The sequence below is a fragment of the Cephaloticoccus primus genome (assembly GCF_001580015.1).
Lineage (GTDB): Bacteria > Verrucomicrobiota > Verrucomicrobiia > Opitutales > Opitutaceae > Cephaloticoccus > Cephaloticoccus primus.
Genome location: NZ_LSZQ01000002.1, coordinates 11964 through 34280, shown reverse-complemented (window position 1 = coordinate 34280; position 22317 = coordinate 11964). Strand labels below are relative to the sequence as shown.

Genomic DNA, 22317 nt, shown 5'->3' with positions numbered 1-22317 from the left:
GGGGGGGGGGGGGGGGGGGGGGGGGGGGGGGGGGGGTAATTACGTATAAGCATAATAATCAGCGCATTGTTGTGTTTGGAGCGACTGAATCTAATTCCCGATAAGCGTGTCACTGCTATTTATTGCGCATATCCTGCATAAAATTGCGCATATTTTGTCCATGGCGGCGTAATCATGCATCCTCGGCTACGAGCCAATTACTTGGTGGATATAGTCTTAGGTAGCACAGGGCTTGCTCATTTCCCGTTTGCGGGCCCTTTTACGAAAGCTCCGCAGATCCTGCACGGTCACGCAGAGGCACAGGCCCTATTGGGTGTCGCTCGCTGACACCACGGGCTTAGACCATTTCTTTGGCGTGCTTTCGATAGTCGCACGCCGGCATGGGCCCTCGTTTTATTTTGGCGGCGGGGCCTGCCGCGCTGCCTTCCCGTTGGGACGCCGTTAGCGCTACTGCGATTTACTGGCGGCCTGTTGGGAGGCGATCAATTCGAAGAGCCGATCCAGGCGAGCATTCATCTGATCGAAGCGAGCGTTGGTCTCGTTCTGCAGTTGATCGATCCGTGCATTCACTTGGTCAAAGCGACCGTTGGTGTCGCTCTGGAGCTGGTCGAAGCGTGCATTGGTCTCACTCTGTAACTGGTCAATCCGCACGTTTACCTGATCAAAGCGAGTATTGGTCGAGTGATGACTGGCAAAAAGCAGGCCGATAAAAGCAACCAGCACACTCGCTGCGATACCGAGGGCCCACTTGACTAGGTCGGACTTGACCTGAGCCAGCTCAGTCCTGAGTTCGGCCAGATCGGTTTTGGTGGCCAAGGCGGGAATCGTCTCCTCCCAGCGGGCCTCAAGGACAGACACTCGCTCTTCGGTAGAGTGGGCTTGCACGATAGTTTCGCGCGCTGCTGCTTGTTGGGGGACTTCCTGTGCACGGGCCTGCTCTCGCCTTGCGGGTTTTTCTTGGGCGAGCGCGTGGGCAAGTTTGCGGGGAAGCACTGCGCCGCCGGAGGCCATGCGGGGAAATCTGTCTGCCTGGGAAGAGGCGTCAAGGATGCGTGGGGCTTTTACGGCTGAGCGGCTGTTTCACGCGTCAGCCGGAGGACTCGGCTCCGGGAGTGGAAGCGCGCTGCGCCGCGCCGTGGCTCATTCGCAGGCTGTGGGTGATGGCGAGGGCGGCGGTGACGGCGGTTTCGAGCCGGAGTACGCGGGGGCCCAGGTGGGCGAGGGCAAAGCCCGCTGCCCGCAGCGCGTCGCGCTCGTCGGGTGCCCAGCCGCGCTCGGGCCCGAGCGCGAGCGTGAGTAGTTCGTCCGGGCCAATCGCGTAGTGGCCAAGCGGCTGTGGGGCTTCGTAGTTGTCGAGCGCGAGTCGCCGTGGCGGGGGCGCAGGGGCGGGCGAGCTCGCGGCAGTGAGTTTTTCCAAAACTTCGGCGAGTGTGCGCCCGTGGCTGAGCTGGGGAATGTCGGTCGCGAAGGCCTGGGCGGTGCCCGCTTCGAGGTGCCGCTGCCATTCGCCGGAGTGCCACAAGTGGCTGGCGGCGTAGCTGGGCTCACTGCGCACGCAGCGGACGAAGTGGAGTTGGCGGACGCCGAGCGCGGCGGCGTCTTGCAAAATCTTTCGCGCGGTTTGCGGGCGGGGCAGCCCGATGATAAGCGTGGTGGGCGGTGGGGGCGCGGGCGGCTCGGGCTCCCAGGTGAAGCTGAGCTCCAGCGCCGTTTCGGAAATGCGGCGCAGGGTGGCTTTGCCGCGCGGGCCATCGGGCAGGCCGACGTCGAGGCTATCGCCGACCTGGCGGCGCAGCACGCGCAGGATGTGTTGCGCGCGCGCGTCACTGCGCGGCAGCGGGACCTGGCTTTCCTCTCGCGTAAATAAAATGAGGTTCACAGGCCGCAGCTTGGCGCGTGTCGGCTCCGGCAACAACGCATCAGTCCACACGGAACACTCGGCGTGCCCTCCCTCCGCCTTGAGCGTTTGCTGCTGGTGCGGGTGGACGGAATCGAACCGACGAGGCCACTTTGGAAGAGTGGAGTTTTACCACTAAACTACACCCGCATTGAGTGCGGGGAGAACACAGGGCGGCGCGGCGGAGCGGTCAAGCCAGTCTTCGCCTGTTTTGTGCAGGTACGCGGTTTTCGCGCCGGTCTTTTGGGCACGCTCCCCAGGCGCGGGCTTCGACCGTTGCTCCGGGGGCAGCCTTCGCCGTCGGCTGCTCTTTCGCGCGTGTCGCTCGTTGGCGGCATGTTGGGTCGTTTTCGCGCCGGCCTTTGGGGAGTGGGCGTTGTGTGCGCCCGCCGTCGCGTATGTGGCGTACTTTGCGAGGCCGCACCAAAAAAGAGTCGCGCGCTGCCTGAAGAGGGCTTGCGGGGCCACAGTGGGCTATCAAGCCTCGGCCGATTTTTACGCCCCCATGCCCAAACGCAGCGACATCCAGTCCATCCTCATCATTGGTGCCGGCCCGATCGTGATCGGCCAGGCTTGCGAGTTTGACTACTCGGGCACGCAGGCCTGCAAAGCACTGCGCGAGGAGGGCTACCGGATCGTGCTCGTGAACTCAAACCCGGCCACGATCATGACCGATCCGGAGTTCGCGGATGTGACTTATATCGAGCCGCTGACGGTTGAGATTCTGGAGAAGATCATCGCGGCGGAGCGGCCCTCGGCCTTGCTGCCGACGCTCGGCGGGCAGACGGCGCTGAACCTTGCGATGGAGCTGCACGCGGCGGGCATTTTGGAGAAATACGGCGTGGAGATGCTCGGCGCGAAGCCCGAGGCGATCGCCAAGGGCGAAGACCGCGAGCTGTTCAAGCAGGCGATGCTGAAGATCGGGCTCGATGTGGCGCGCTCGAAGACGGTGAAGTCGATGGACGAGGCGCGCGCCGCCGCCGAGCAGATCGGGAGCTACCCGCTGATCATCCGGCCTTCGTTTACGCTGGGCGGGGCGGGCGGCGGCATCGCCTACAATCGCGAGGAGTTTGAGCAGATCACGGCCAACGGGCTCGACCTCTCGCCCGTGCACGAGGTACTCATTGAGGAGTGCCTGCTCGGCTGGAAGGAGTACGAGATGGAGGTCATGCGCGACCACAAGGATCAGTGTGTGGTCATCTGCTCGATTGAAAACTTCGACCCGATGGGCGTGCACACGGGCGACTCGATCACGGTCGCTCCGGCGATGACGCTCAGCGACAAGGAGTACCAGGCGATGCGCGACGCGTCGTTTGCGGTGATCCGCGAGATCGGCGTGGCGACGGGCGGCTCGAACATCCAGTTCTCGCTCGACCCGCGCACGGGCCGCCAGGTGGTGATCGAGATGAACCCGCGCGTATCGCGCTCCTCGGCACTCGCCTCAAAGGCCACCGGTTTCCCGATTGCCAAAATCGCCGCCAAGCTCGCCGTGGGCTACACGCTCGACGAGCTGCGCAACGACATCACACGCGTCACGCCCGCGTCCTTTGAGCCCACGATTGACTACGTGGTCACGAAGATCCCGCGCTTCACTTTCGAGAAATTCCCCGACGCGGACTCGACCCTCACCTCGGCGATGAAGTCGGTGGGCGAGGCGATGGCGATCGGCCGCACGTTCAAGGAGTCGATACAAAAAGCGCTGCGCTCACTGGAGATCGGCGCGCACGGTTTTGGCGGTGGCGGCGGCAAGCACGGGCTCGATACACCGCCCGAGGAGAGCGAGATCCGCGCGCGGCTCGCCACGCCGAACGCGGAGCGGATTTTCTATATCCGCTATGCCTTCATGAGCGGGATGACGGTGGACGAGATTTTCGAGCTCTCGAAAATCGACCCGTGGTTCCTCCACCAACTGCGCGAGATCTACGACATGGAGCGGTCGCTGAAAAGCGCGTCGCGCCCCGCCGCGTCCGGCGGAGCCGCAGGCGAGTCGGCCCTCGCCGCGGTCGAGCCCGCGCTGCTGCGCCGCGCCAAGCAGTTCGGGTTTTCCGATGTGCAGCTCGCCCACTTCCTCGGCGCCGAGCCCGAGGCCGTCCGTGCGCGCCGCCAGCAGCTCGGCATCGCTACGACCTACCGGCTGGTCGATACCTGCGCGGCGGAGTTTGAGGCGTTTACGCCCTATTATTACTCCAGCTATGGCGACGAAAACGAGATCAGCCCGCCCAGCGGCAAGCCGAAGATCATGATCCTGGGCGGCGGGCCCAACCGGATCGGCCAGGGCATCGAGTTCGACTACTGTTGCGTGCACGCGAGCTTCGCGCTGCGCGAGATCGGCTACGAGACGGTGATGGTAAACAGCAACCCCGAGACCGTCTCGACCGACTACGACACCAGCGACCGGCTCTACTTCGAGCCACTGACGCTCGAAGACGTCCTGGAGATTTACGAGCAGGAGAAGTGCGACGGGGCGATTGTGCAGTTTGGCGGGCAGACGCCGCTCAACCTCGCCTCCGCGCTCAAGGCCCGCGGCGTCAACATCATCGGCACCTCGCCCGAAAGCATCGATGCCGCCGAAGACCGCAAGCGCTTCGCCGCGATCCTGCACGAGCTCGACCTCAAGCAGCCCGCTAACCGCACGGCGATGAATCAGGACGAAGCACTGCGCTTCGCCCGCGAGATCGGCTTCCCCGTGCTGCTGCGGCCCTCCTTCGTCCTCGGCGGGCGCGGCATGTTCATCGTGTACAACGAGGCGGAGTTTCAATCCGTCATCCGCCAGGCCTTCGAGGTCATGCCCGACAAGCCCGTGCTGATCGACCAGTTCCTCGAAGACGCGACCGAGCTCGATGTAGACTGCATCAGCGACGGCGAGACCTCGGTCATCGGCGGCATGCTCGAGCACATCGAGTTTGCCGGCGTGCACTCCGGCGACGCCTCGATGGTCATGCCCCCGCACACGCTCGGCGCCGAGATCCTCGACACCGTGCGCCGCGCCACGCACGCCCTCGCGCGCGCCCTCAACGTCGTGGGCCTCATGAACATCCAGTTCGCGATCAAAGACGGGCAGCTCTACGTCCTCGAGGTCAACCCGCGCGCCTCGCGCACCGTACCCTTCGTCGCCAAGGCGATCGGCGTGCCGCTCGCCAAGCTCGCCGCGCAAGTCATGGCCGGCCGCACGCTCGCCGAGCTCGGCTTCACCCGCGAGCTCAGCCCCAGGCACTGGTGCGTGAAGGAAGCCGTCTTCCCCTTTGTGCGCTTCCCGGGCGCCATGATCACGCTCGGGCCAGAGATGCGCTCGACTGGCGAGGTGATGGGCCTCGACGCCGATCTCGGCATCGCCTTCGCCAAGGCGCAGGCCGCCGCCAAGCCCGGGCTGCCCACCAGCGGTAACGTTTTCCTCTCGGTCAAAGATGCCGACAAGGCCCGCGCCGTGGAGCTCGCGCGCGAACTCTCCGCGCTCGGCTTCGCGCTCTTCTCGACCAGTGGCACCGCCAGGACACTGGCCGATAACGACATCCCCGTGACCCGCCTGGCAAAAATCGACGAAGGCCGCCCGACCGCCGTCGATATGCTCAAAAACGGCCAGATCCAGCTGGTGATCAATACCCCCGGCGGCATGATCCCCCGGCGCGACGAAAACGCGATCCGCGCCGCCGCCTACGCGCATAACGTCTGCATCATGACCTCCATCACCGGCGCGCGCGCCGCCCTCAACGGCATCCAGGCCCTGCGCAGCGGCCCCCTCGGCGTAAAACCCATCCAGCAATACAAAGACAACGTGCAGTAACGCGCACACACCAATGAGCCGCGCGCCAGCGATCCGCGCTCCAGAAAGCCGAGTCGAAGCCGACAGCGCACCAACGAGTGCGCCGCCAAATGAAACGGTCGAAGACCGCACTACGCGTGCAGCGGTGGCGTGGCGCCACGTGCCATTCAATTTGGGAATCGGCTTCGGCACTGCGTGCCGAAACACGATTCCCAAATTAGCCTCCCTGTCGCGTTGCGACAGGAGAAGAAGCATCAAATGCGGATGGAGCGCGTACCCATTTGGGCGCGGCGAAAAGTTTACGGGTTAAACTCCCACCTGAGCCCCATTCAGGGAGTTCATTCAACTGTGCGGCTTGTTCGTCGGGCGGAACGCCCGACAGCAAGCCGCACAGTAAATGGGTGCAGGCACCGCCTGCCGCCCCACGCGTAGTGGGGTTTTCGACCCGTTTTATGGGCGGCGAGTCGTTGCCTCGCCGTCAGCTTCGACTTGTCAGGGCAAATTGGCGGGTGGGGTGGTTTTCTGCTTTTGTTCTGGTGGGGGCTGGTTCTACGGTCGCGGCCCCTTCTTTTTCGGGAGGGGAGTTTTTTTAAGGAGAGGTGGCAGAGTGGTTGAACGCGCCTGACTCGAAATCAGGTTTACCCGCAAGGGTAACGGGGGTTCGAATCCCCCCCTCTCCGCCAGCGGTGGTGGGGCGATTTTTCCCGCGCGGGAGGCCCCCTGTTTTATGGGCGGCGAGCGGTTGGGGCGTGTGCGCGTTATTTTTTCCGGCGGCCTTTGCGGCGAGCGGTCTTCGACCCGTTTTGTGGGCGGCCGCGCAGGAGAAACAGGATGGCGAGTGCGAGCAGGTTTAGCCCGAGCCCCCAGGGGGCGGCGTGTGAGGAGCCGAAGTGCCATACGCTGCCGAGGCTGTAGCTGAAGCTGGGCGTGCCGCCGATGAGGGCGGCGCTGACGTTGGCGCCCGAGACGAAGCGCAGGCCGATGAGGGGCGAGCTGAGCCAGGGGATTTGCAGCGCGTAGTAGAGCCGCATCAAGCCGCGCCGCGCATCGTTGTTTGCGAAGCGCAGGCCTGCGACAATTCCCAGCGCGTAGAAGGCACTCGCGACAAAGAAGGGCAGTGTGGTGCTGGAGTCCGCGCTGGGCCCGAGTGCGAGCGGGATAGTGAGCAGCGTGAGCCCGGCGCCGAGTATCGAGCCGATGAGGGTGAGCGCGGCCAGCGGCCATTTCAGAAATGGGTGCATCGGGCGTCGGGGCGTTTTCGTGAGGTTTCGCGGGCGGCTGTTGGGGGGCGGTGGGCACTGCGGCGGGCAGACGACTGTTTGTCGCCGCGCGTTTTCACAGATCGTAGTGACAGGCGACTTGGTGGCGCGCTGCCGGAGGGGGCGGCGCTGCCGGAGCGGCGCGGCTGCTGCCGTTGTCGTTTTCGCCCTCGCTGTTGCCGTAATTCTGGCGCGTGCCTTTTGGTGCGTGTGCGCCACCCGCCAGCGAAGTCTCGCGCAGTGCGGGGGCTTCGATTTTGCAGCGGTCGGTGGCGTGTGGGCAGCGCGGGTGAAAGGCGCAGCCGCTGGGCGGATCGATGGGCGAGGGCACATCGCCCTGAAGGACGATCCGCTGTTTTTTGCGCAGCGGGTCGGGCTCGGGAATCGCGGAGATGAGCGCGCGGGTGTAGGGGTGGCGCGGGCGCCGGTAGATTTCGTCGGCCTCGGCGAGCTCGACGATTTTCCCGAGGTACATGATGGCGATCCGGTCGGACACGTGTTTTACGACGGCGAGGTTGTGCGCGATAAACAGGTAGCTGAGCTGCATGTCGCGCTGGAGCTCCAGGAGCAGGTTGAGCACCTGAGACTGGATCGACACGTCGAGCGCGCTCACGGGCTCGTCGCACACGATGAGGCGGGGGCCCAGCGCGATGGCGCGGGCGATGCCGATGCGCTGCCGCTGGCCGCCGGAAAACTCGAAGGGGAAGCGCGTCGCCGCGTTTGCGGGCAGGCCCACGCGGTCGAGCAGCTCGCGTACCTTTGCCTGCCGCCAAGCGGCGTCGCCGAGGCCGTGGATGGCGAGCGGCTCGGCAACGATGTCGCCCACGGTGTGGCGCGAGTTGAGCGACTCGACCGGATCCTGAAAAATCATTTGCAGGTGGCGGCGCTGGGCTTTGAGCGCGGCGCCACTGGCGTGGGCGAGGTCGCTGCCCTGGAAAATGATTTCGCCCGCGGTGGGGCGGTAGAGCCGGACGATGCATTTGCCGAGCGTGGACTTGCCGCAGCCGGACTCGCCGACGAGGCCGAGCGTCTCGCCCGAGGCGAGCGCGAGGTCGAGCCCGTCGACGGCGCGGTTACTGCGGCTGGCGCGCAGGAAGAGCCCCTCGCGCACGGGGAAGTGCATTTTGAGTCCGCGCACTTCGAGCAGCGGCTCCGCGCCTCTAGTAGCTCCCGCCCCTCCCGTTGCGCTTGCCCCGCTTGCCTTTCCCGCCGCGCGGCTGGGCGCGCCCGCCCCTGCGTTTCCTGCGGTCACGACTGGTGAACGGGACGAGTCGCCCGGATGGGTGGCCCTTGGCCTGGGCTGGGTTGTGGGGAGCGTCATGCCGGAGCGCGGATTGAAGTGGTGTTGCTGTGTTGTGGGCGGGCTCTGCATTTGGTGAGCTGCGCCTCGCGGCATGCGCGGGTCGCAGCCCTTTTCATTTTACGCGGAGAGGTGGAGCTCATGCTGTTTTTTCGGATGCGAGCCGCGCTTCGCGGCGGGCGATGTAGGTGTTGGCCGCCAGGATGATGGCGGCGCCGATGGGCGTCCAGCGGTCTGGGGTTTCGTCGAACAGCCACCAGCCGAACAGCACGACCACGGGCAGCTGGATAAAGCTGATGGGCTGTAGCGCGGAGACTTCGCCGATGCGCAGCGCGCGCACCCAGAGCAGCTGGCCCAACGTGCCGAAGATGCCGGTGCCGATTAACCACAGCCAGCCGAGGCCGGCTGGCCACTGCCATTGCCAGAGGGCCAGCGGCAGCGACATGGGCACCCAAAACAGGTAGGTGTAGAGCACGACGGTTTCGGGCGGGTCGAGCTGCGCGAGCTGCTTGTTCTGGATCGAGACCGTGGCGGTCAAGAGGGCGGCGAGCACGGCGACGAGCATCGCCGGAGTGAAGGCGTGGCCCCAGGGTTGCAGAATCACCAGCACGCCGCCGAAGCCTGCGACGACCGCAGCCCATCGGCGGATGCGCACCACCTCGCGCAGCAGGAAGACCGCGCCGAGGGTGACGAAGATCGGCGCGGAGTAGGACAGCGAAACCGCCTGCGCGAGCGGCAGGTGCGCGATCACCCAAAACGCGCACAGCATTGACGTGAGGCCGATACTGGTGCGCAGCAGGTAGCGGCCAATATGGCGGGTGCGCGGGAAGGGCTGCCCGGGCCGCAGGGTGATCGGCAGCAGCGTGAGCAGGCCGAAGAAGTTGCGGAAAAACGCGATCTCGGTGCTCGGCGTGCTGCTGGAGGCCAGCCGGATGAAGACCACCATCGCGGCAAACCCGAGTGCACTGCCGAGCATGAACAGCGCGGCGCTGCGGTCTGCGGGGCGAGGCACGGGGCGTGGCGCCCCTTGCCATTTACGCTCGCGCGACTTGGGTGGCACGCTGGGTTGCTCTTCCCCGCTGGTGCAGGGGCCGACTGTTGGTGTCTCGGGCGGTGTGCGGGGGGCTGGCCCGGTTGGTGCAACGGGCACAACGGGCGAGATGGGCGAGCAGTGCGGTGGCTCGACGGAGGTCGGCAGGGCGGATGCGCTGGGGTTTGGCGCGGTGTTCATAAGGGGTGGTCGGGGCGGCGGTAGGTCGGCAGCTCCTGCCAGCGGTGGCAAGCGACCCTCGCGGCTGCGGGGTGAGGTGCCCCTCCATTTACGCTCTCGCGACATGGGTGGTGCGCTGGGTTGTTCTTCCCTGCTGTCGCAGGGGTCGATTGTTGGTGTCTCGGGCTTAGCGCCTTTGGCCAGAGGAAAGAGTCTGCGGCTCTGCTCTCGCGACATGGGGTACCTGCAACGGGGTTTTCCCTGCTGTCGCGGGGGCCGGCCTTTGTCGTTCCGGGCGCGGTGGCGGCAGGCACGATGACCTGCTCGGGCGGCGGGCTGGCGCAGATGTCGGCCCGCCAGGGGCAGCGGTTTTGGTAACGGCAGCCCGTCGGCATATCGGCGAGGCCGGGCACCATGCCTTCGATGGTGTTGAGCCGGGCCTTGCGCGGTGTGGAGAGGCGCGGGATCGAGTCGAGCAAGCCGCGCGTGTAGGGGTGGCGCGGCGCGGCAAAGATTTCTTCGACGGGCCCGGCCTCGGCGATCCGGCCCGCGTACATGACGACGATGTCGTCGCACATCTCGGCGATGACGCCGAGGTCGTGCGTGATCAGCAGGATCGCCATGCCCATCTCGCGCTGGAGCGACTGCATGAGCTCGAGGATTTGTGCCTGGATGGTGACGTCGAGCGCGGTGGTCGGCTCATCGGCGATGACGACTGCGGGTTTGCAGGCGAGCGCCATTGCGATGACGACTCGCTGGCGCATGCCGCCGGAGAGTTGGTGCGGGTACTCGCCGAGCCGTACTTCGGGCGAGGGGATGCCGACTTTGGCCAGGATCCCGGCGGAGAGGGCGAGCGCCTCGCGGCGGTCGCGGGTGCGGTGCAGCAAGAAGACTTCGCTGAGCTGGCGGCCAATGGTGTGCACGGGGTTTAGCGCGGTCATCGGCTCCTGAAAAATCATGCCGATCTGCCCGCCGCGCACCTTGAGCATGTGTTCGGGCGGCGCGGTGACGAGGTCTTGACCGTCGAAGAGGATTTGGCCGCTGGCGATCCGGCCCATCGGCTGGGGGAGCAGGCGCATGATGGAGCAGGCGGTGACGCTCTTGCCGCAGCCGGACTCGCCAACGAGGCCGAGCGTGCGCCCGCGCCGCACCGAGAAGCTCACGCCGTCTACCGCGGTGAGCCGGCCCGCATCGGTGTCAAAGGTCGTGACGAGGTCTTTAACGGTCAGGATGGGGGGGGCTGCGTCGGCGGTCGGCTCTGGCGTGTGGGGAGTCATTCTTCGAGGGGGCGCGTTTCCGGTGCGTGTATGGGCGCGGTGTTCGCGCGGGGGGCTCAAGGCTTCCGGTACTGCTCGAAAACCCGAATGGCGGGCGGAAAGGTTTTCCCACTTTTACGCGCGTCGAGCGTTTCCTTCTTCAACTCGGGCTCGATCCAGAACAGGTGCGAGCCCTCGAAGGAGTTGGCGATTTTTACGTTTCCGTCTTCGGGGATGCGCAGCCAGCGCCACGCGCCGCTGCGGATGAAGGGCGTGACGAACCCGGGCGAGAAGGAGGCGTCGTCGTAGAGCGCTTCTTCGAGCCGGTGGGCGAGGCGGCGCATCTCGCCCAGATCGTCGGAGCGGTCGTAGGCCTCGATCATCGCGTCGATCTCGGGGCGGGCGATTGACAGCAGGTTGTTGGTTTGAGGCTTGGGCTTGCGGGCGGGGTTGGGCTGGCCGTCGGCGGTGAAGGGCGCGTCGTAGGCGTTTACCGAGTGATAGGTCTCCCAATAACGGGGGAACATCTCGGCGCCGACGTTGAAGGCGGCGAAGAGGATTTCGTGCTTCTTCTCCTGCGCTTTTTTCCAGGCGGCGGTGCCGTCGAGGATTTCGATGCGCAGGTCGAGCCCGGCTTTGATGGCCTCTTCCTGAAGGATGGTGAGCATGTCTTTAAAATGCTCGTAGCCGGTGGTGAGCTGGATGGAGAGGCGCTGGCCCTGGTCGTTTACGAGGATGCCGTCGGGCCCGCGCCGTGTGAAGCCCGCGGCGGCGAAGTGGGCGAGGGCGGCTGCGATGTCGTAGCCGCGCGCGCGCAGCGTCGGGTGGGTGAAGTCGCCGTAACCATCGGCCGTGGTCTGCATGCGGCTCCAGTCGCCGCGCGAGAATTTGTCGATCACGAGTTGCCAGTTGGTGGCGTGCTGGACGCCGAGCCGGATGTCGCGGTTGGCGAGCAGCGGCGTGGCCTGGTTCATCCACAGGCCGTAGGTGGGGCGCGGCGTGTCGTTGTAGAATTTGATTTTCTGGATGTAGCCCTTGGCGACTTCGGGGGCGGTGTCGGGGAGTTTGTCGTACCAGTCTTCGGCGAGGCCGAGGCCGTAGGTGTCGAGGTCGCCTTTGCGGAAGGCTTCAAAGGCCTTCGCGCTGTCGCGGATGACGCTGATGCGGATGCGGTCGGCGTTGAAGCGGTAGCGGAAGTGCTTCTGGTCGCGCGCCCACCAGTCCTTGACACGCGTCAGGGTGATGGAGCGGCCCTTGGCGATGTCGCTGTCGCGCGCGATGGTGTAGGGGCCGGTCGTGGGAGCGACGCGCCACTGGTAGCGCTCGGTGAAGTCCTCGCCAAACTCGGCGTAGAAATGCGTGGGCGTGGGCGAGAGCCCGAGCGCGAGCGAGTAGATGTCGGGCCGCAGCTCGTGGAAGTGCAGGGCAAAGGTGTGCGCGTCGAAGCGCGTGATGCCCGCGTACTTCGTCCCGTAAAAATTGTTATACCAAGGCGCGCGGATGTGCGGGCTGCGGTAGAAGAAGAAGGAGAACAGCGCGTCATCGGTGGTGATGGGTTGCCCGTCATTCCAGCGCGCGGCGGGGTTGAGGTGGATGTAGACGGTCCTGTTTTCGCGGTCGAGGGCCCAGCGGTCGGCGAGCGCGGGCAAGTAGTAAAAACCGTCCTCGCGCAGCTCGGTGACATTGGGGTGGCGGTGCGCGTAGCCGAGCGTGACGTCGTCCAGGATCCAGCGGCGGAAGCTGCCGTTGGAGTCGGGGCCCACGGTGCGTAGCGTGCGCGGGAAGTCCTGCATCCAGGTGTTGAGCGTGCCGCCTTTTTTGGCGTTGGGGCTGCCGACTTCGGGCAGCCCGGCACCGTCTTCCCAGCGCAGGTCGGCGGGGATGTCGGCCACCGTTTTGAAGTGAAAGAACTCGGGGTGCTCGGCGTAAAATGCCTGAGCCTGTGCGGCACCACTGAGCCCTCCCGCCCCTCCCGCTGCGTTCGCCGCGCCTGCCGTGGCGCTGCCGTTGTCGGCGCGGGTTTGCGCGGCGTCATCTTTTTGGCCGCAGCCGCAGAGCAGGAGCAGCAGGCTGCTGGCGGCCAGCGCGAGAGTTTGGGAAGTGCGGTTCATTGTGTGTGTGCGGGGATGGGGAGTGGGGGAGGCGCTGTGCGCTTGGGCTTATTGGTAGGTGGTAAATTTCTTGGGGTCGAAGGCTTCGCGCACGGCCTCACCGATGAAGGTCACGAGGACGAGGATCGAGACCAGCGCGCCGAAGGCACTGCCGACGATCCACGGCGCGGTGGTGAGCGATTGGGTGCCTTGCTTGAGCAGCTCGCCGATGCTGGGCGAGGGCGGCGGCAGGCCAAAGCCGAGGAAGTCGAGCGCGGTCACCGCCGTGATCGCCGAGGCGATCGTGAAGGGCATGAAGGTGACGAGCGTCGAAATCGTATTGGGCAAGATGTGGTAAAAAATCACGCGCGCGGGACTCGCGCCCAGCACCACGGCAGCGGCGACGTAGTCGCGCGCCTTTTCCCGATAAGTCGCCGTGCGCATGTAGTAGGTCATCGATGTCCACGAGAACAGCACCATGATGAGCAGCAGCATCGCGATCCGCATCGGGATGCTGAAGGTCGCCGGAATCACCGAAAACAGGATGATCACGATGTAGAGGAAGGGGATGTTCGACCAGATCTCGATGGCGCGCTGCACGATGAGGTCGAAGACGCCGCCGTAGTAGCCCATGAGGCAGCCCACCGCGATGCCGATCAGGTAGGTCAACGCGGTGAAAGCCAGCGCGAAAAGGATCGTGGTCCGGAAGCCGTAAAACAGCCGCGCGAAGATGTCGCGCCCGGTGGTATCGGTGCCGAGCCAGTGCCCGGGCGGGCCGCCGAGCCACGAGGGCGGCGCGGGCTTGAAGACGCCTTCGTAGGCGGCGTTTTCGTTGGGGTTAAACGGGACGGGCGGCATCAGCAGCCAGTTGTCCGCTCGCGCCGCCCGCGCCTCCCGCCGCGTCGCGCCCGATCCGCTGCCGTGCTCGCGCTCGGCGGCGAAGCGCGCGCGCAGCGCACGGTAATCGGTCTCGTAACCGTAGTCGTAGCCGAAGGTCGTGCCGGGCAGGTTGGCCCCATAGGTCGGGAAAAACCACTGGCCTTCGTAGCGGATGACGAGCGGGCGGTTGTTGACGAGCAGCTCGCCGCCCAGCGTGAGCGCGATCAGCGCCATGAGGGCGAGGAACGACCAGTAGCCGCTGCGGATCGAGCGGAAGCGCCGGAGCTTGCGGAGGGTGAGCGGGTTCAGGGCCATCGGTGCGTCGTCGCGTTTTACGGGGGGCTCTACTTGAAGCGGATGCGCGGGTCGATCAGCGCGACGAGCGCGTCGGAGAGGATGTTGCCGAGCAGCAGCAGCAGGCTCGCCAGAAAGATGATCCCCATGACGACGGGGTAGTCGCGGTCGAAGATCGACTGGAGGCCCAGCAGGCCGAAGCCATCGATGTCGAAGATGCTCTCGATCAGAAACGAGCCGGAGACCAGCAGCGTGATGTTTTGGCCAAAGGTCGTGGCGATCGGGATCAGCGAGTTGCGCAGCGCGTGCCGCAGCACCGCCGCGCGAAACGACACGCCCTTGGCAATCGCCGTGCGCACGTAGTCCGCAGCGAGGTTGTCCATCAGGTGGTTTTTCATCAGCAGCGTCGTCACCGCAAAGCTGCCCACCAGATAGCACAGCAGCGGCAGCGCGGCATGGCGGGCGAGGTCGCCGACCTGTCCCCAGAGCGGCAAGTCCTCAAAATCGTAGCTCACGAAGCCGCCCATCGGAAACCACTCCAGCCGCGCCGCAAAGAAGAGCAGCAGCAGCGCGCCGAGCACATAGCCGGGCACCGCGTAGCCCATGAAGATCAGCACCGAGCTCGCATTATCGATGGCAGAGCGGTGCTTGATCGCCTTCAGGATCCCCAGCGGGAGCGAGACCGCGTAGGTGACCACGAGCGTGATCAACCCGTAAAACAGCGACACGGGGAAGCGCTCGCGGATCACGTCCCAGACCGGCTCGTTGTAGCGATAGGAGCTGCCGAGGTCGGCGCGCGCGACCTTCCCGAGCCACAGCCCGTAGCTCACAAGCGCAGGCTTATCGAAGCCGTAGTACGCCTTGAGCTGCTGGAGCTGCTCGTCGGAAAGCGCCATCGACTGGCCGCCACCCGCGCCTGCTGCCCCGCCTCCCATTCCTCCACCTCCACCGCCCCCCGAGGAACCGCCGCCGCCCGCGCCACCCGCCCCGCTCTGGACTTGCTGGTACTCCATGATCGCGCGCTCCAGCGGCCCGCCCGGTACGAGCCGTGTAATCAAAAACACGATCAGCGTGATCCCCAGCAGGGTCGGCGGGATGAGCAAGAAGCGGCGCAAAAAGTAATCGCGCATGGTAGGCTTGGTCGGAAAGGGCGGGAGGGGCGAGTTGGGCTGAGGCCGCCGATAGGGTGGGCTTCAAGAAGCGGGAGAGGCGGGAGGGCGCAGCGAGAGCGGCGGGCGGTGCGGGAGGGACGCAAGGGGCGGGCGCGCGGCCTTACTCCTTGGCCGCTTTTTTTACCGCCACCGTTTTTTTCGCAGCGGGCTTCTTTGGGGCTGCGGCTTTCCGCGAGGCAGCCGCGTCCTTTTTCACCGTGGCTGCGACCTTCTTGACGGCGGTGGGTTTTTTCGCCGCGCCGCGCGTGCCTTTCTCAGGAGCCGCCGCGGCAGCGGTCTTGGCTGCTGTTTTTTTTACCGCTGCCTTTTTCGTGACCTTTTCGGCGACTGCTGTCCCGGCGGCGGGCACCGCTTTTGTAAGCGGTTTCCTGGTTTTCTTCGGAGCGGCCGGGCTCGCAGCTGCCACTTTCTTGGCGCGGGGCGAGAGGGCGGTGCGGGAAGTGCGGGAGGGCTTGGGCTCGGCGAGCAGTTCGCCCAGGTCGAGTTGCGGCGCATCCTGCCAGAGTTGCTCCAGCCGGTAGTGCTGCCGCGTCTCGCCGAGGAACAGGTGGATCATGACATCGAAGGCATCGACGACGAGCCAGCCGCTCTCGCGCTGCCCATCCATCCCGAGGATGCGTGCGCCCGCTGCATCAAGCACCTTCTCCAGCTCGACCCGCAGCGCGCGCAAATGCGTGTCCGCCGTGCCCGTTGCGACGATGATGTAGTCGGTGATCGAAGAGTGCGCGCGCACATCGCTCACTCGCAGCGCTTCGGCCTTCTTCGCATCCAGCGCGCGGCAAATCGTTTTAACCAGAGTGAGGGTGGGGGACTCGTTTTTCATGAGGCGTCGCGATAGAGGCAGTGAGCTTGCAGGTAAACAAGTGCCTTGTGGGGGATCAGGTAATCGAGCGGAAGTCCGCGTCGCGCCCGCTCGCGCAATTGCGTGGAGCTGATGTCGATCAACGGGCCCGAGTGCCGCTGCACACGCAGTCCCGGGATAGGCGTCGGCGTGAAGGGCGGGGCCGTTGGCGCGGGCGCAGCCGGCCTCTCGCTCGCGTGCGCCGAGCGCGGCTCGTGCGCGCCGCTCCCGCCCGGGCGGCCCACGGCGATGAACTCCACCTGGGCGGCGAGCGCTTCGATCTCGTGCCAACGCGGCAGCTGCGCCAATTGGTCGGCCCCGATGATCCAGAACAGCGCGTCGCCCGGGTAGCGCCCTCGCAGGGCATCGACCGTGTCCTTCGTGTAGCTGAGCCCGCCCCGCCGCAGCTCGATGTCGCTGACCTCGAAACGCGGGTCGCCCTCAATCGCGGCGGTGAGCATCGCGAGCCGATCCTCGCCCGAAGCCTGTACCGCGCCCGACTTGAGCGGGGCCTGCGCCGCCGGAATGAAGATCACGCGCTCCAGCCCGCAGTGCTCGTACACCGATTGCGCGGCGATCAAGTGGCCGAGGTGCACGGGGTCAAAACTACCGCCATAAAGTCCAATTCTCATCGCGGCGCACACACTCGCATAACGGCGGCAGACTCGTCAAAAAGAAGAGTCGAAGACTCCACTACGCGCGGGGCGGTCTTACCTGGGGTGGGACTCGAACCCACACGCCCTTACGGGCAGGGGATTTTAAGTCCCCAGTGTCTACCATTCCACCACCCAGGCAAAAAAGAGCGGGCGGGACTGTCGGGGCAGCTTCCGCGACCGTCAAGGGGGCTTCGACCCCGCATCATGCGCGCGGCCCGTTGGCGGTTCGTCAACGCAACGCGGGTACAGTCGAGTTATTCGACCCGACTCTCGAGTGGTTTGCACGCTGCCAGCTGGCAGCGTGCAAACGGAGTGGGAGGCCTCGCCCCCTTAACCCAGCCAGAAGCTGAAGTACACGTAGATGCCGACGATCAGGGCGACGACGCCGAGTGAGGCGAGCACATCGGCGGCGCCCCACGAGCGTCGGTTTTCGTCGTGCTGCGCGCGCGTCAGCGAGGTGTAGGTCAGCCCCTCGACTTGCGAGGCGGCGGGCGGCGCACCGGTCAGCGACACGCCCACGACGATCACGATGCTGACGAGGAAGAGCCAGCCGCCCGCGTAGAGGAAGTTGTAGGAGCCGATCGCGTGCAGCAGCCCCGAGTCGCCGAACGCGCCGCCACCATCCAGCGCCTGCACCGTGAGCTTGATCATCCCGAGGATGAAGCCGACCACGAGCCCGGCCAGCGCGCCGCGCGAGTTGATCCGCTTGAAGAACAGCCCGAGCAGGAAGGTCGCCGTGATCGGCGGGGCAAGGTAGCCCTGCACGCTTTGCAGGTATTGGTAGAGCCCGCCGCCGGAGATCAGCTTCATGACGGGGATCCAGATGATCCCGAGGATGACGACGAAGCCAGTGGCCCAGCGGCCCACGCGCACGATCTCCTTTTCGGGGCGGCCCGGGCGCAGCTTGTTGTAAATATCGACGGTGAACAGCGTCGCGCAGGAGTTAAAGAGCGAGGCCAGCGAGCTCATCAGCGCGGAGAGCAAGCCTGCGACGAGGATGCCGCGCAGGCCGGTGGGCATCAGCGTGGTCACCATCGTGGGGAAGACCATGTCGCCATTCATGTGGCCGTCGGCGCTGAGCGGGATCGAGATCACGCCCTTGGTGTGCAGCGCGTAGCCGATCATCCCGGGGACCAGGAAGATGAAGACCGGCAGCACCTTCAGGAAGGCGCCGAAGATCGAGCCGCGCCGCGCCTCGCGCAGCGACTTGGCCGCCAGCGTGCGCTGCACGATGTACTGGTCGGTGCACCAGTACCAGATGCCGATGATCGGCGAGCACAGCATGATGCCCAGCCACGGGAAATCCGGATCACTCATCGGCCGCCACAGCGAGAAGCGCTCGGCATGCGCACCGAGCGTGGCTTGCAGCTCGCCCCAGCCGCCCAGCCCGCGCAGTCCGAAAAACGTGAGCAGCGCCGAGCCGAGGATCAGGATCCCCGTCTGCGCGACCTCGGTGTAAACCACGGCGCGCAGCCCGCCCACCACCGTGTAAATCCCCGTGAGGACGACGGTCGTAATCGCGCCGACCCAGAACGCGTTTTCCGGCGAGCCAAAGGTATCGGGCAGCAGCGCCATAAACACCACCGCGCCCGCGTAGACCGTCACCGAAACCTTGGTAAACACATAGGCGACCAGCGAGACGATCGACAGCGTCCAGCGCGCTCGCGAGTCGAAGCGTTTTTCCAGAAACTCGGGCATCGTGAATACCTTTGAGCGGTAGTAAAACGGCACGAAGACCCAGCCCAGCAGCAGCATGATCCATGCGTGCAGCTCGAAGTGGGCCATCGCCATCCCGTTGGTCGCTCCATTGCCCGCGAGCCCGACGATGTGCTCGGAGCCGATGTTCGAGGCCAGCAGCGAGCAGCCCACCACGAACCACGGCAAATTTCGCCCTGCCAAAAAATAGTCTGCACTGGTCGATGTCTGCCGCGAGGAGCGCCAGGCGATCGTGGCGAGCAGGACGAAGTAACCGGCGATGATAATCCAATCGAGTGTGGTCATAGGCGTATGCGTGCGTGCGGGTTTGGGTTATGAAAAAAACGCTTTTTCGCAGTACTTTGCGGCGCTGGGCGCCGATCAGCAGGGAGGACTTTGGGTAAGGGGTAACTCCCAGACAATCGATAACTTACGGAGAAAAAATGCGTAGGGAAAAATGGCTTAATGACACATGAAAACCGCTTATAAAAAACACCGCCGGGCGGAGCTGATTTTCATTGGTAAAAGCCGGTTTGTTTTTGCGGCGCGGGTGGGGGGGGGAAAGCGGGCCAAGTCTATGGCGTAACTCTACGCATGCGTAGAAGCCAAAAATGGGACGATTTCCGTTTGGGCGATTGATTGGGTTTACCGGTTTTGCGGCTGCTTCCGGGCCGATGCCGTTTGCGCGGCGGAGCTAAAGGGTGGCCTTTCGCGGCACGGTTGGCGCATCGTGGCGGGCAAATGAAAATCGCCACCGCCGAGTTTCTCACCAGTGCGCCCACGCTCGCTGCCTGCCCGCCGCCCGCCGCGCCCGAGTTTGCCTTCATTGGCCGCTCCAACGTCGGCAAATCCTCGTTGATCAACCTGCTCGTCGGGCGGCGCGGCCTTGCCAAAGTTTCCGAGACGCCAGGCAAGACGCAGCTCATCAACTTCTTCTCGATCAACGCCGCCTGGCTCCTCGTTGACCTGCCCGGCTACGGCTTCGCCAAAGTGTCCAAAGACCGTCGCGCGGATTTTAACGAGGCGGTCGCCGACTATCTGGAGCAGCGCGGCGAAGTGCTCCGCCACAGCTTCGTACTGATCGACTCGCGGCTGCCCCCGCAAAAACTCGATGTCGCCTTCCTCGGCTGGCTCGCCGCCGAGACCGCTGCTCCCTACTCGCTGGTCTTCAGCAAGGCCGACAAGCAGTCGAAGAGTAAGACCCAGCTCAGCGTGCAACGCTTCAGCCGCGAAGTCGTGGCAGACCTCGCCCGCCCGCCTGTAGCGACCTTCACCACCTCGGCAGTGAACCGCGAAGGCCGCAGCGAAATCCTCGGCACCATCGGCACGCTGCTGGGCAGCCGCGCCGCCAAATAAAATGAGTCGCAAACGCGCGGCCAGGCGGGAGGGCGAGCCGCGCGCATAATGAAAGAGTCGAAGACTCCCGCTACGCGCGGAGCGGAAGATAGGAGTAGGGACTATCCGTAGCTCTTGCGCACGAGTCCGGGTACTACATCGAAATGCGCATCCCGACTCAGCAGAGGCAGCCCAAGCTCCAAAGTCAGTGCTGCAATCCACATGTCGTTGACCGGAATGGGACGGCCTTTTTCTGCCAAACGAAGCCGCAGGCTGGCGTAATAATTGGCTGTCTGTGCGGTGACGGAAACGATTTGGGTTTTGGGCAGATTCTTCCGCAACCATTCTTCATACTCTTCGCGGTAACGCGATTTGCGGATACCAAAAAGATATTCTCCCAAAACGATGACCGGGATAAAAACCTCCCTGCACTCCCTCATCGCCTCTCGCACGGACTGTGCTCCGTCTGCCCAAGCCGAAAGCGCGTTAGTGTCCCAAATCATCGCCTAGCTCGCTTTCTCGATCTGGCCGAACTCCTCTTCGATGAGTTTATCGATGCGCATATTTTCCTCGTGCAAGTGACTGAGTCCTCCAAATCCCGTCATCCACGGCGGGCTGGCCTCACCAACCGCTTGGTCAAAATTCCTGGCAGTGACTCGGGCCTCCAACGCCTCGCTTACGAGCTGTCGCAGTGGGACTCCGCGCAAGGCACTCAACGCCTTGGCTTGGCGTACAAGCTGTTCAGGGATCTCAACAGTCACTTTCATGCGGCGCGGATCTTGCGGAGTACTCCCGAATAAGCAAGAGGCCTTCGCCTCCGAAGGCCGTGCGTTCCTTGACAGTAGGGCGCGTGGCGCAAGAGCTTCGGGAGCATGTCTTCTGCCGCTTCCGTGCTCTTTGATTCAGTGGAGTCTGCGATTGCCGAAATCGCTGCGGGGCGGCTCGTCATCGTGACCGATGACGAAGATCGGGAGAACGAGGGCGACCTCATCATGGCGGCCTCAAAAGTGACGCCCGAGGCCCTCGGCATGATCATCCGCTACTGTAGCGGCATCATTTGCGTGCCGCTGCTGGAGGCGCAGCTCCAGCGGCTGAAACTCGGGCCGATGGTGCAGAACAACCGCGAGGCGCACCGCACGGATTTCACCGTATCGGTCGATGCGGCGCAGGGCATATCGACCGGCATCAGTGCGGCAGATCGCGCGCGCACGATTTCCATTTTGGCCGATCCCGAGGCGCGGCCCGAGGCGCTTGTGCAGCCCGGGCACGTTTTCCCGCTGCGGGCCAAGCCGGGCGGCGTCCTTGAGCGGCCCGGGCACACCGAGGCGGCGATTGATCTGGCGGTGCTGGCGGGGCTGCACCCCAGCGGCGTGTTGTGCGAGCTGGTCAATGACGATGGCTCGATGCAGCGGCTCCCGCAGCTCGTGGAGTTCAAGAAACGTTTCGGCCTGAAGCTGATCTCCATCGCCTCGCTGATCGAGTACCGACGACAGGGCTCCTGCACCCGTCGCCCCCCGCTCGGGCAGCCCGCGTAGTCGTCCGCCTGGGCGGGTTTTCTGCATGGTTTTGCCAGTCGTGTTTCCCGCCCCGATTTCAGGGTTGCGCGGCATTGGCAGCAGCCTTCCGCTCGCGGCCCTTTTGCCACCTTCACCATGAGTCGTGATGCTCCTCCGCCAAGTGCCGCCGCCGTCGATGGCTCGACCTTTCGAGTCGGGATCGTCGCTGCGTGCTACAACGAAGCACTCGTCAACGCGCTGCTGACGCGCGTCCTGGGGGCACTCCACGCGGCGGGCGTTTTGGAGAAAAACATCCAGGTCCTGCGCGTGCCCGGCTCACATGAGGTGCCTTGGGTCGCGGGCGAGCTCGCGCAGAGGCGTGGCATGAGCGTCGTCATCGCCCTGGGTGTCCTGATCGGCGGCGACACCAACCACCACGAGATGGTGGGCCAGAGCGTGTCGCAGGCGCTCCAGCAAGTCGCGCTCGCGCACCGCGTGCCCGTGATCAACGGCGTCATCGTGACCGACACACTCGCCCAGGCCCGCGCGCGCTGCACGGGCAAGATCGACCGCGGGAGCGAGTTCGCGCAAGCCGCGCTCACAATGGCCGCCCTCAAAAAAACGTTTTCCAACCGATGACTGCCGACCCTGCCGCAGCTCCTGCTGCGCCTCCCCCTCCCGCTTCCAAAGCGCCGCCTCGCGGGCCCTTCGCCCAGCGGCGCGACGGGCGCGTGGCCGCCCTCCAATACCTCTTCGCGTGGAGCATGAACGTGCCGCAAAACCTCGCGGTCGATCTGAGCTATTTTTTCGACACGCTGGAGCATCCGCGCGACCACTACGCGTTTGGCGAAGAGTTGATCAACGGCGTCATCGAGCAAGTCGCCGATCTCGATGCGAGCATCAAGGGCCTCGCGCACAACTGGGAGTTTAGCCGGATCGCGCGCATGGACCTGACCATCCTGCGGCTGGCGATGTACGAGATGAAGTTTCGCAAGGACATCCCGCCGATCGTCTCGATCAACGAAGCCATCGACCTGTCGAAGCAGTTTTCCAGCGGCGATTCGCGCCGCTTCATCAACGGCATACTCGATCGCTTCAAAGACCAGCTCGGCCGCGATGCGCGCAAGGCCTGAGGCACGCGCCGGGCGCACCTGCCCGGACTCTTTTGCTGTGGCTC

At 64.9% G+C, this 22317-nt stretch carries 18 protein-coding genes, 3 tRNA genes and 1 pseudogene; 6 read left to right on the top strand and 16 right to left on the bottom strand.

The genetic code is table 11. The features are described from left to right. Positions 1 to 447: 447 nt before the first annotated feature. The 3 genes from AXK11_RS00180 to AXK11_RS00170 form a co-directional block, all read right to left on the bottom strand. Complete coding sequence (locus tag AXK11_RS00180; protein WP_068628137.1) at positions 448 to 1011, bottom strand: hypothetical protein; 564 nt, start codon at positions 1009 to 1011, stop codon at positions 448 to 450. A 76-nt stretch (positions 1012 to 1087) separates the two neighbouring features. Next, the gene (locus AXK11_RS00175) at positions 1088 to 1879 is read right to left on the bottom strand and encodes a 16S rRNA (uracil(1498)-N(3))-methyltransferase (RefSeq protein ID WP_068628153.1); all 792 of its coding nucleotides are present in this window, start codon (positions 1877 to 1879) and stop codon (positions 1088 to 1090) included. Between the two features lie 94 nt (positions 1880 to 1973). Further along, positions 1974 to 2047: transfer RNA gene (locus AXK11_RS00170), tRNA-Gly, on the bottom strand. Positions 2048 to 2402: 355 nt separating this feature from the next. Between AXK11_RS00170 and carB the strand changes: the two genes are divergently transcribed. Both carB and AXK11_RS00160 read left to right on the top strand, forming a co-directional pair. Next, complete coding sequence (gene carB / locus AXK11_RS00165; protein WP_068628152.1) at positions 2403 to 5678, top strand: carbamoyl-phosphate synthase large subunit; 3276 nt, start codon at positions 2403 to 2405, stop codon at positions 5676 to 5678. Positions 5679 to 6250: 572 nt separating this feature from the next. After that, a tRNA-Ser gene (locus AXK11_RS00160) sits at positions 6251 to 6340 on the top strand. Between the two features lie 75 nt (positions 6341 to 6415). Here the strand turns inward: AXK11_RS00160 and AXK11_RS00155 are convergent. The 11 genes from AXK11_RS00155 to AXK11_RS00105 form a co-directional block, all read right to left on the bottom strand. Then, the gene (locus AXK11_RS00155) at positions 6416 to 6898 is read right to left on the bottom strand and encodes a hypothetical protein (protein ID WP_068628136.1); all 483 of its coding nucleotides are present in this window, start codon (positions 6896 to 6898) and stop codon (positions 6416 to 6418) included. Between the two features lie 94 nt (positions 6899 to 6992). Beyond that, positions 6993 to 8039, bottom strand: a complete 1047-nt coding sequence (locus AXK11_RS00150; protein ID WP_082780693.1) for an oligopeptide/dipeptide ABC transporter ATP-binding protein — start codon at positions 8037 to 8039, stop codon at positions 6993 to 6995. Positions 8040 to 8355: 316 nt separating this feature from the next. Next, entirely contained in the window at positions 8356 to 9228 is an 873-nt protein-coding gene (locus tag AXK11_RS00145) for a DMT family transporter (protein ID WP_343124251.1), read from the bottom strand. Positions 9229 to 9443: 215 nt separating this feature from the next. Next, positions 9444 to 10703: an ABC transporter ATP-binding protein gene (locus tag AXK11_RS00140; protein WP_068628134.1), complete on the bottom strand. Its 1260-nt coding sequence runs from the start codon at positions 10701 to 10703 to the stop codon at positions 9444 to 9446. Positions 10704 to 10759: 56 nt separating this feature from the next. Then, positions 10760 to 12793 (bottom strand): extracellular solute-binding protein, encoded by a 2034-nt coding sequence (locus AXK11_RS00135; RefSeq protein ID WP_082780691.1) that lies wholly within the window; start codon positions 12791 to 12793, stop codon positions 10760 to 10762. Positions 12794 to 12841: 48 nt separating this feature from the next. Next, positions 12842 to 13966 carry an ABC transporter permease gene (locus tag AXK11_RS00130; RefSeq protein ID WP_068628133.1) on the bottom strand — a complete coding sequence of 375 codons (1125 nt, stop codon included), beginning with the start codon at positions 13964 to 13966 and terminating at the stop codon, positions 12842 to 12844. Positions 13967 to 13995: 29 nt separating this feature from the next. Then, complete coding sequence (locus tag AXK11_RS00125) at positions 13996 to 15075, bottom strand: ABC transporter permease subunit (RefSeq protein WP_068628131.1); 1080 nt, start codon at positions 15073 to 15075, stop codon at positions 13996 to 13998. A 142-nt stretch (positions 15076 to 15217) separates the two neighbouring features. Continuing rightward, positions 15218 to 15940 (bottom strand): ribosome silencing factor, encoded by a 723-nt coding sequence (gene rsfS, locus AXK11_RS00120; protein WP_068628129.1) that lies wholly within the window; start codon positions 15938 to 15940, stop codon positions 15218 to 15220. Further along, entirely contained in the window at positions 15937 to 16590 is a 654-nt protein-coding gene (gene nadD, locus AXK11_RS00115; protein ID WP_068628127.1) for a nicotinate-nucleotide adenylyltransferase, read from the bottom strand. The genes rsfS and nadD overlap by 4 nt, the downstream gene beginning before the upstream one ends. A 79-nt stretch (positions 16591 to 16669) precedes the next feature. Continuing rightward, positions 16670 to 16752, bottom strand: a tRNA-Leu gene (locus tag AXK11_RS00110). 192 nt (positions 16753 to 16944) lie between these two features. Next, the gene (locus AXK11_RS00105; protein WP_068628125.1) at positions 16945 to 18615 is read right to left on the bottom strand and encodes a sodium:solute symporter; all 1671 of its coding nucleotides are present in this window, start codon (positions 18613 to 18615) and stop codon (positions 16945 to 16947) included. Between the two features lie 435 nt (positions 18616 to 19050). On the opposite strand from AXK11_RS00105, the gene yihA reads away from it, so the two are divergent. Beyond that, positions 19051 to 19665, top strand: a complete 615-nt coding sequence (yihA, locus tag AXK11_RS00100) for a ribosome biogenesis GTP-binding protein YihA/YsxC (RefSeq protein WP_068628123.1) — start codon at positions 19051 to 19053, stop codon at positions 19663 to 19665. Positions 19666 to 19766: 101 nt separating this feature from the next. On the opposite strand, the gene AXK11_RS00095 is transcribed toward yihA, so the two are convergent. After that, complete coding sequence (locus AXK11_RS00095) at positions 19767 to 20147, bottom strand: type II toxin-antitoxin system VapC family toxin (protein WP_068628121.1); 381 nt, start codon at positions 20145 to 20147, stop codon at positions 19767 to 19769. Positions 20148 to 20150: 3 nt separating this feature from the next. Beyond that, the gene (locus AXK11_RS00090; protein ID WP_068628120.1) at positions 20151 to 20411 is read right to left on the bottom strand and encodes a hypothetical protein; all 261 of its coding nucleotides are present in this window, start codon (positions 20409 to 20411) and stop codon (positions 20151 to 20153) included. A 105-nt stretch (positions 20412 to 20516) separates the two neighbouring features. On the opposite strand from AXK11_RS00090, the pseudogene ribB reads away from it, so the two are divergent. The 3 genes and pseudogenes from ribB to nusB all read left to right on the top strand — a co-directional run. Then, positions 20517 to 21137 (top strand): annotated as a pseudogene (gene ribB / locus AXK11_RS00085) (3,4-dihydroxy-2-butanone-4-phosphate synthase); the annotation flags it as partial. Between the two features lie 159 nt (positions 21138 to 21296). After that, complete coding sequence (gene ribH, locus AXK11_RS00080; protein ID WP_068628119.1) at positions 21297 to 21779, top strand: 6,7-dimethyl-8-ribityllumazine synthase; 483 nt, start codon at positions 21297 to 21299, stop codon at positions 21777 to 21779. Further along, a complete protein-coding gene (gene nusB / locus AXK11_RS00075; protein WP_082780689.1) occupies positions 21776 to 22273 on the top strand; it encodes a transcription antitermination factor NusB in 498 nt (165 codons plus the stop codon). The genes ribH and nusB overlap by 4 nt, the downstream gene beginning before the upstream one ends. The last annotated feature ends 44 nt before the right edge of the window (positions 22274 to 22317 follow it).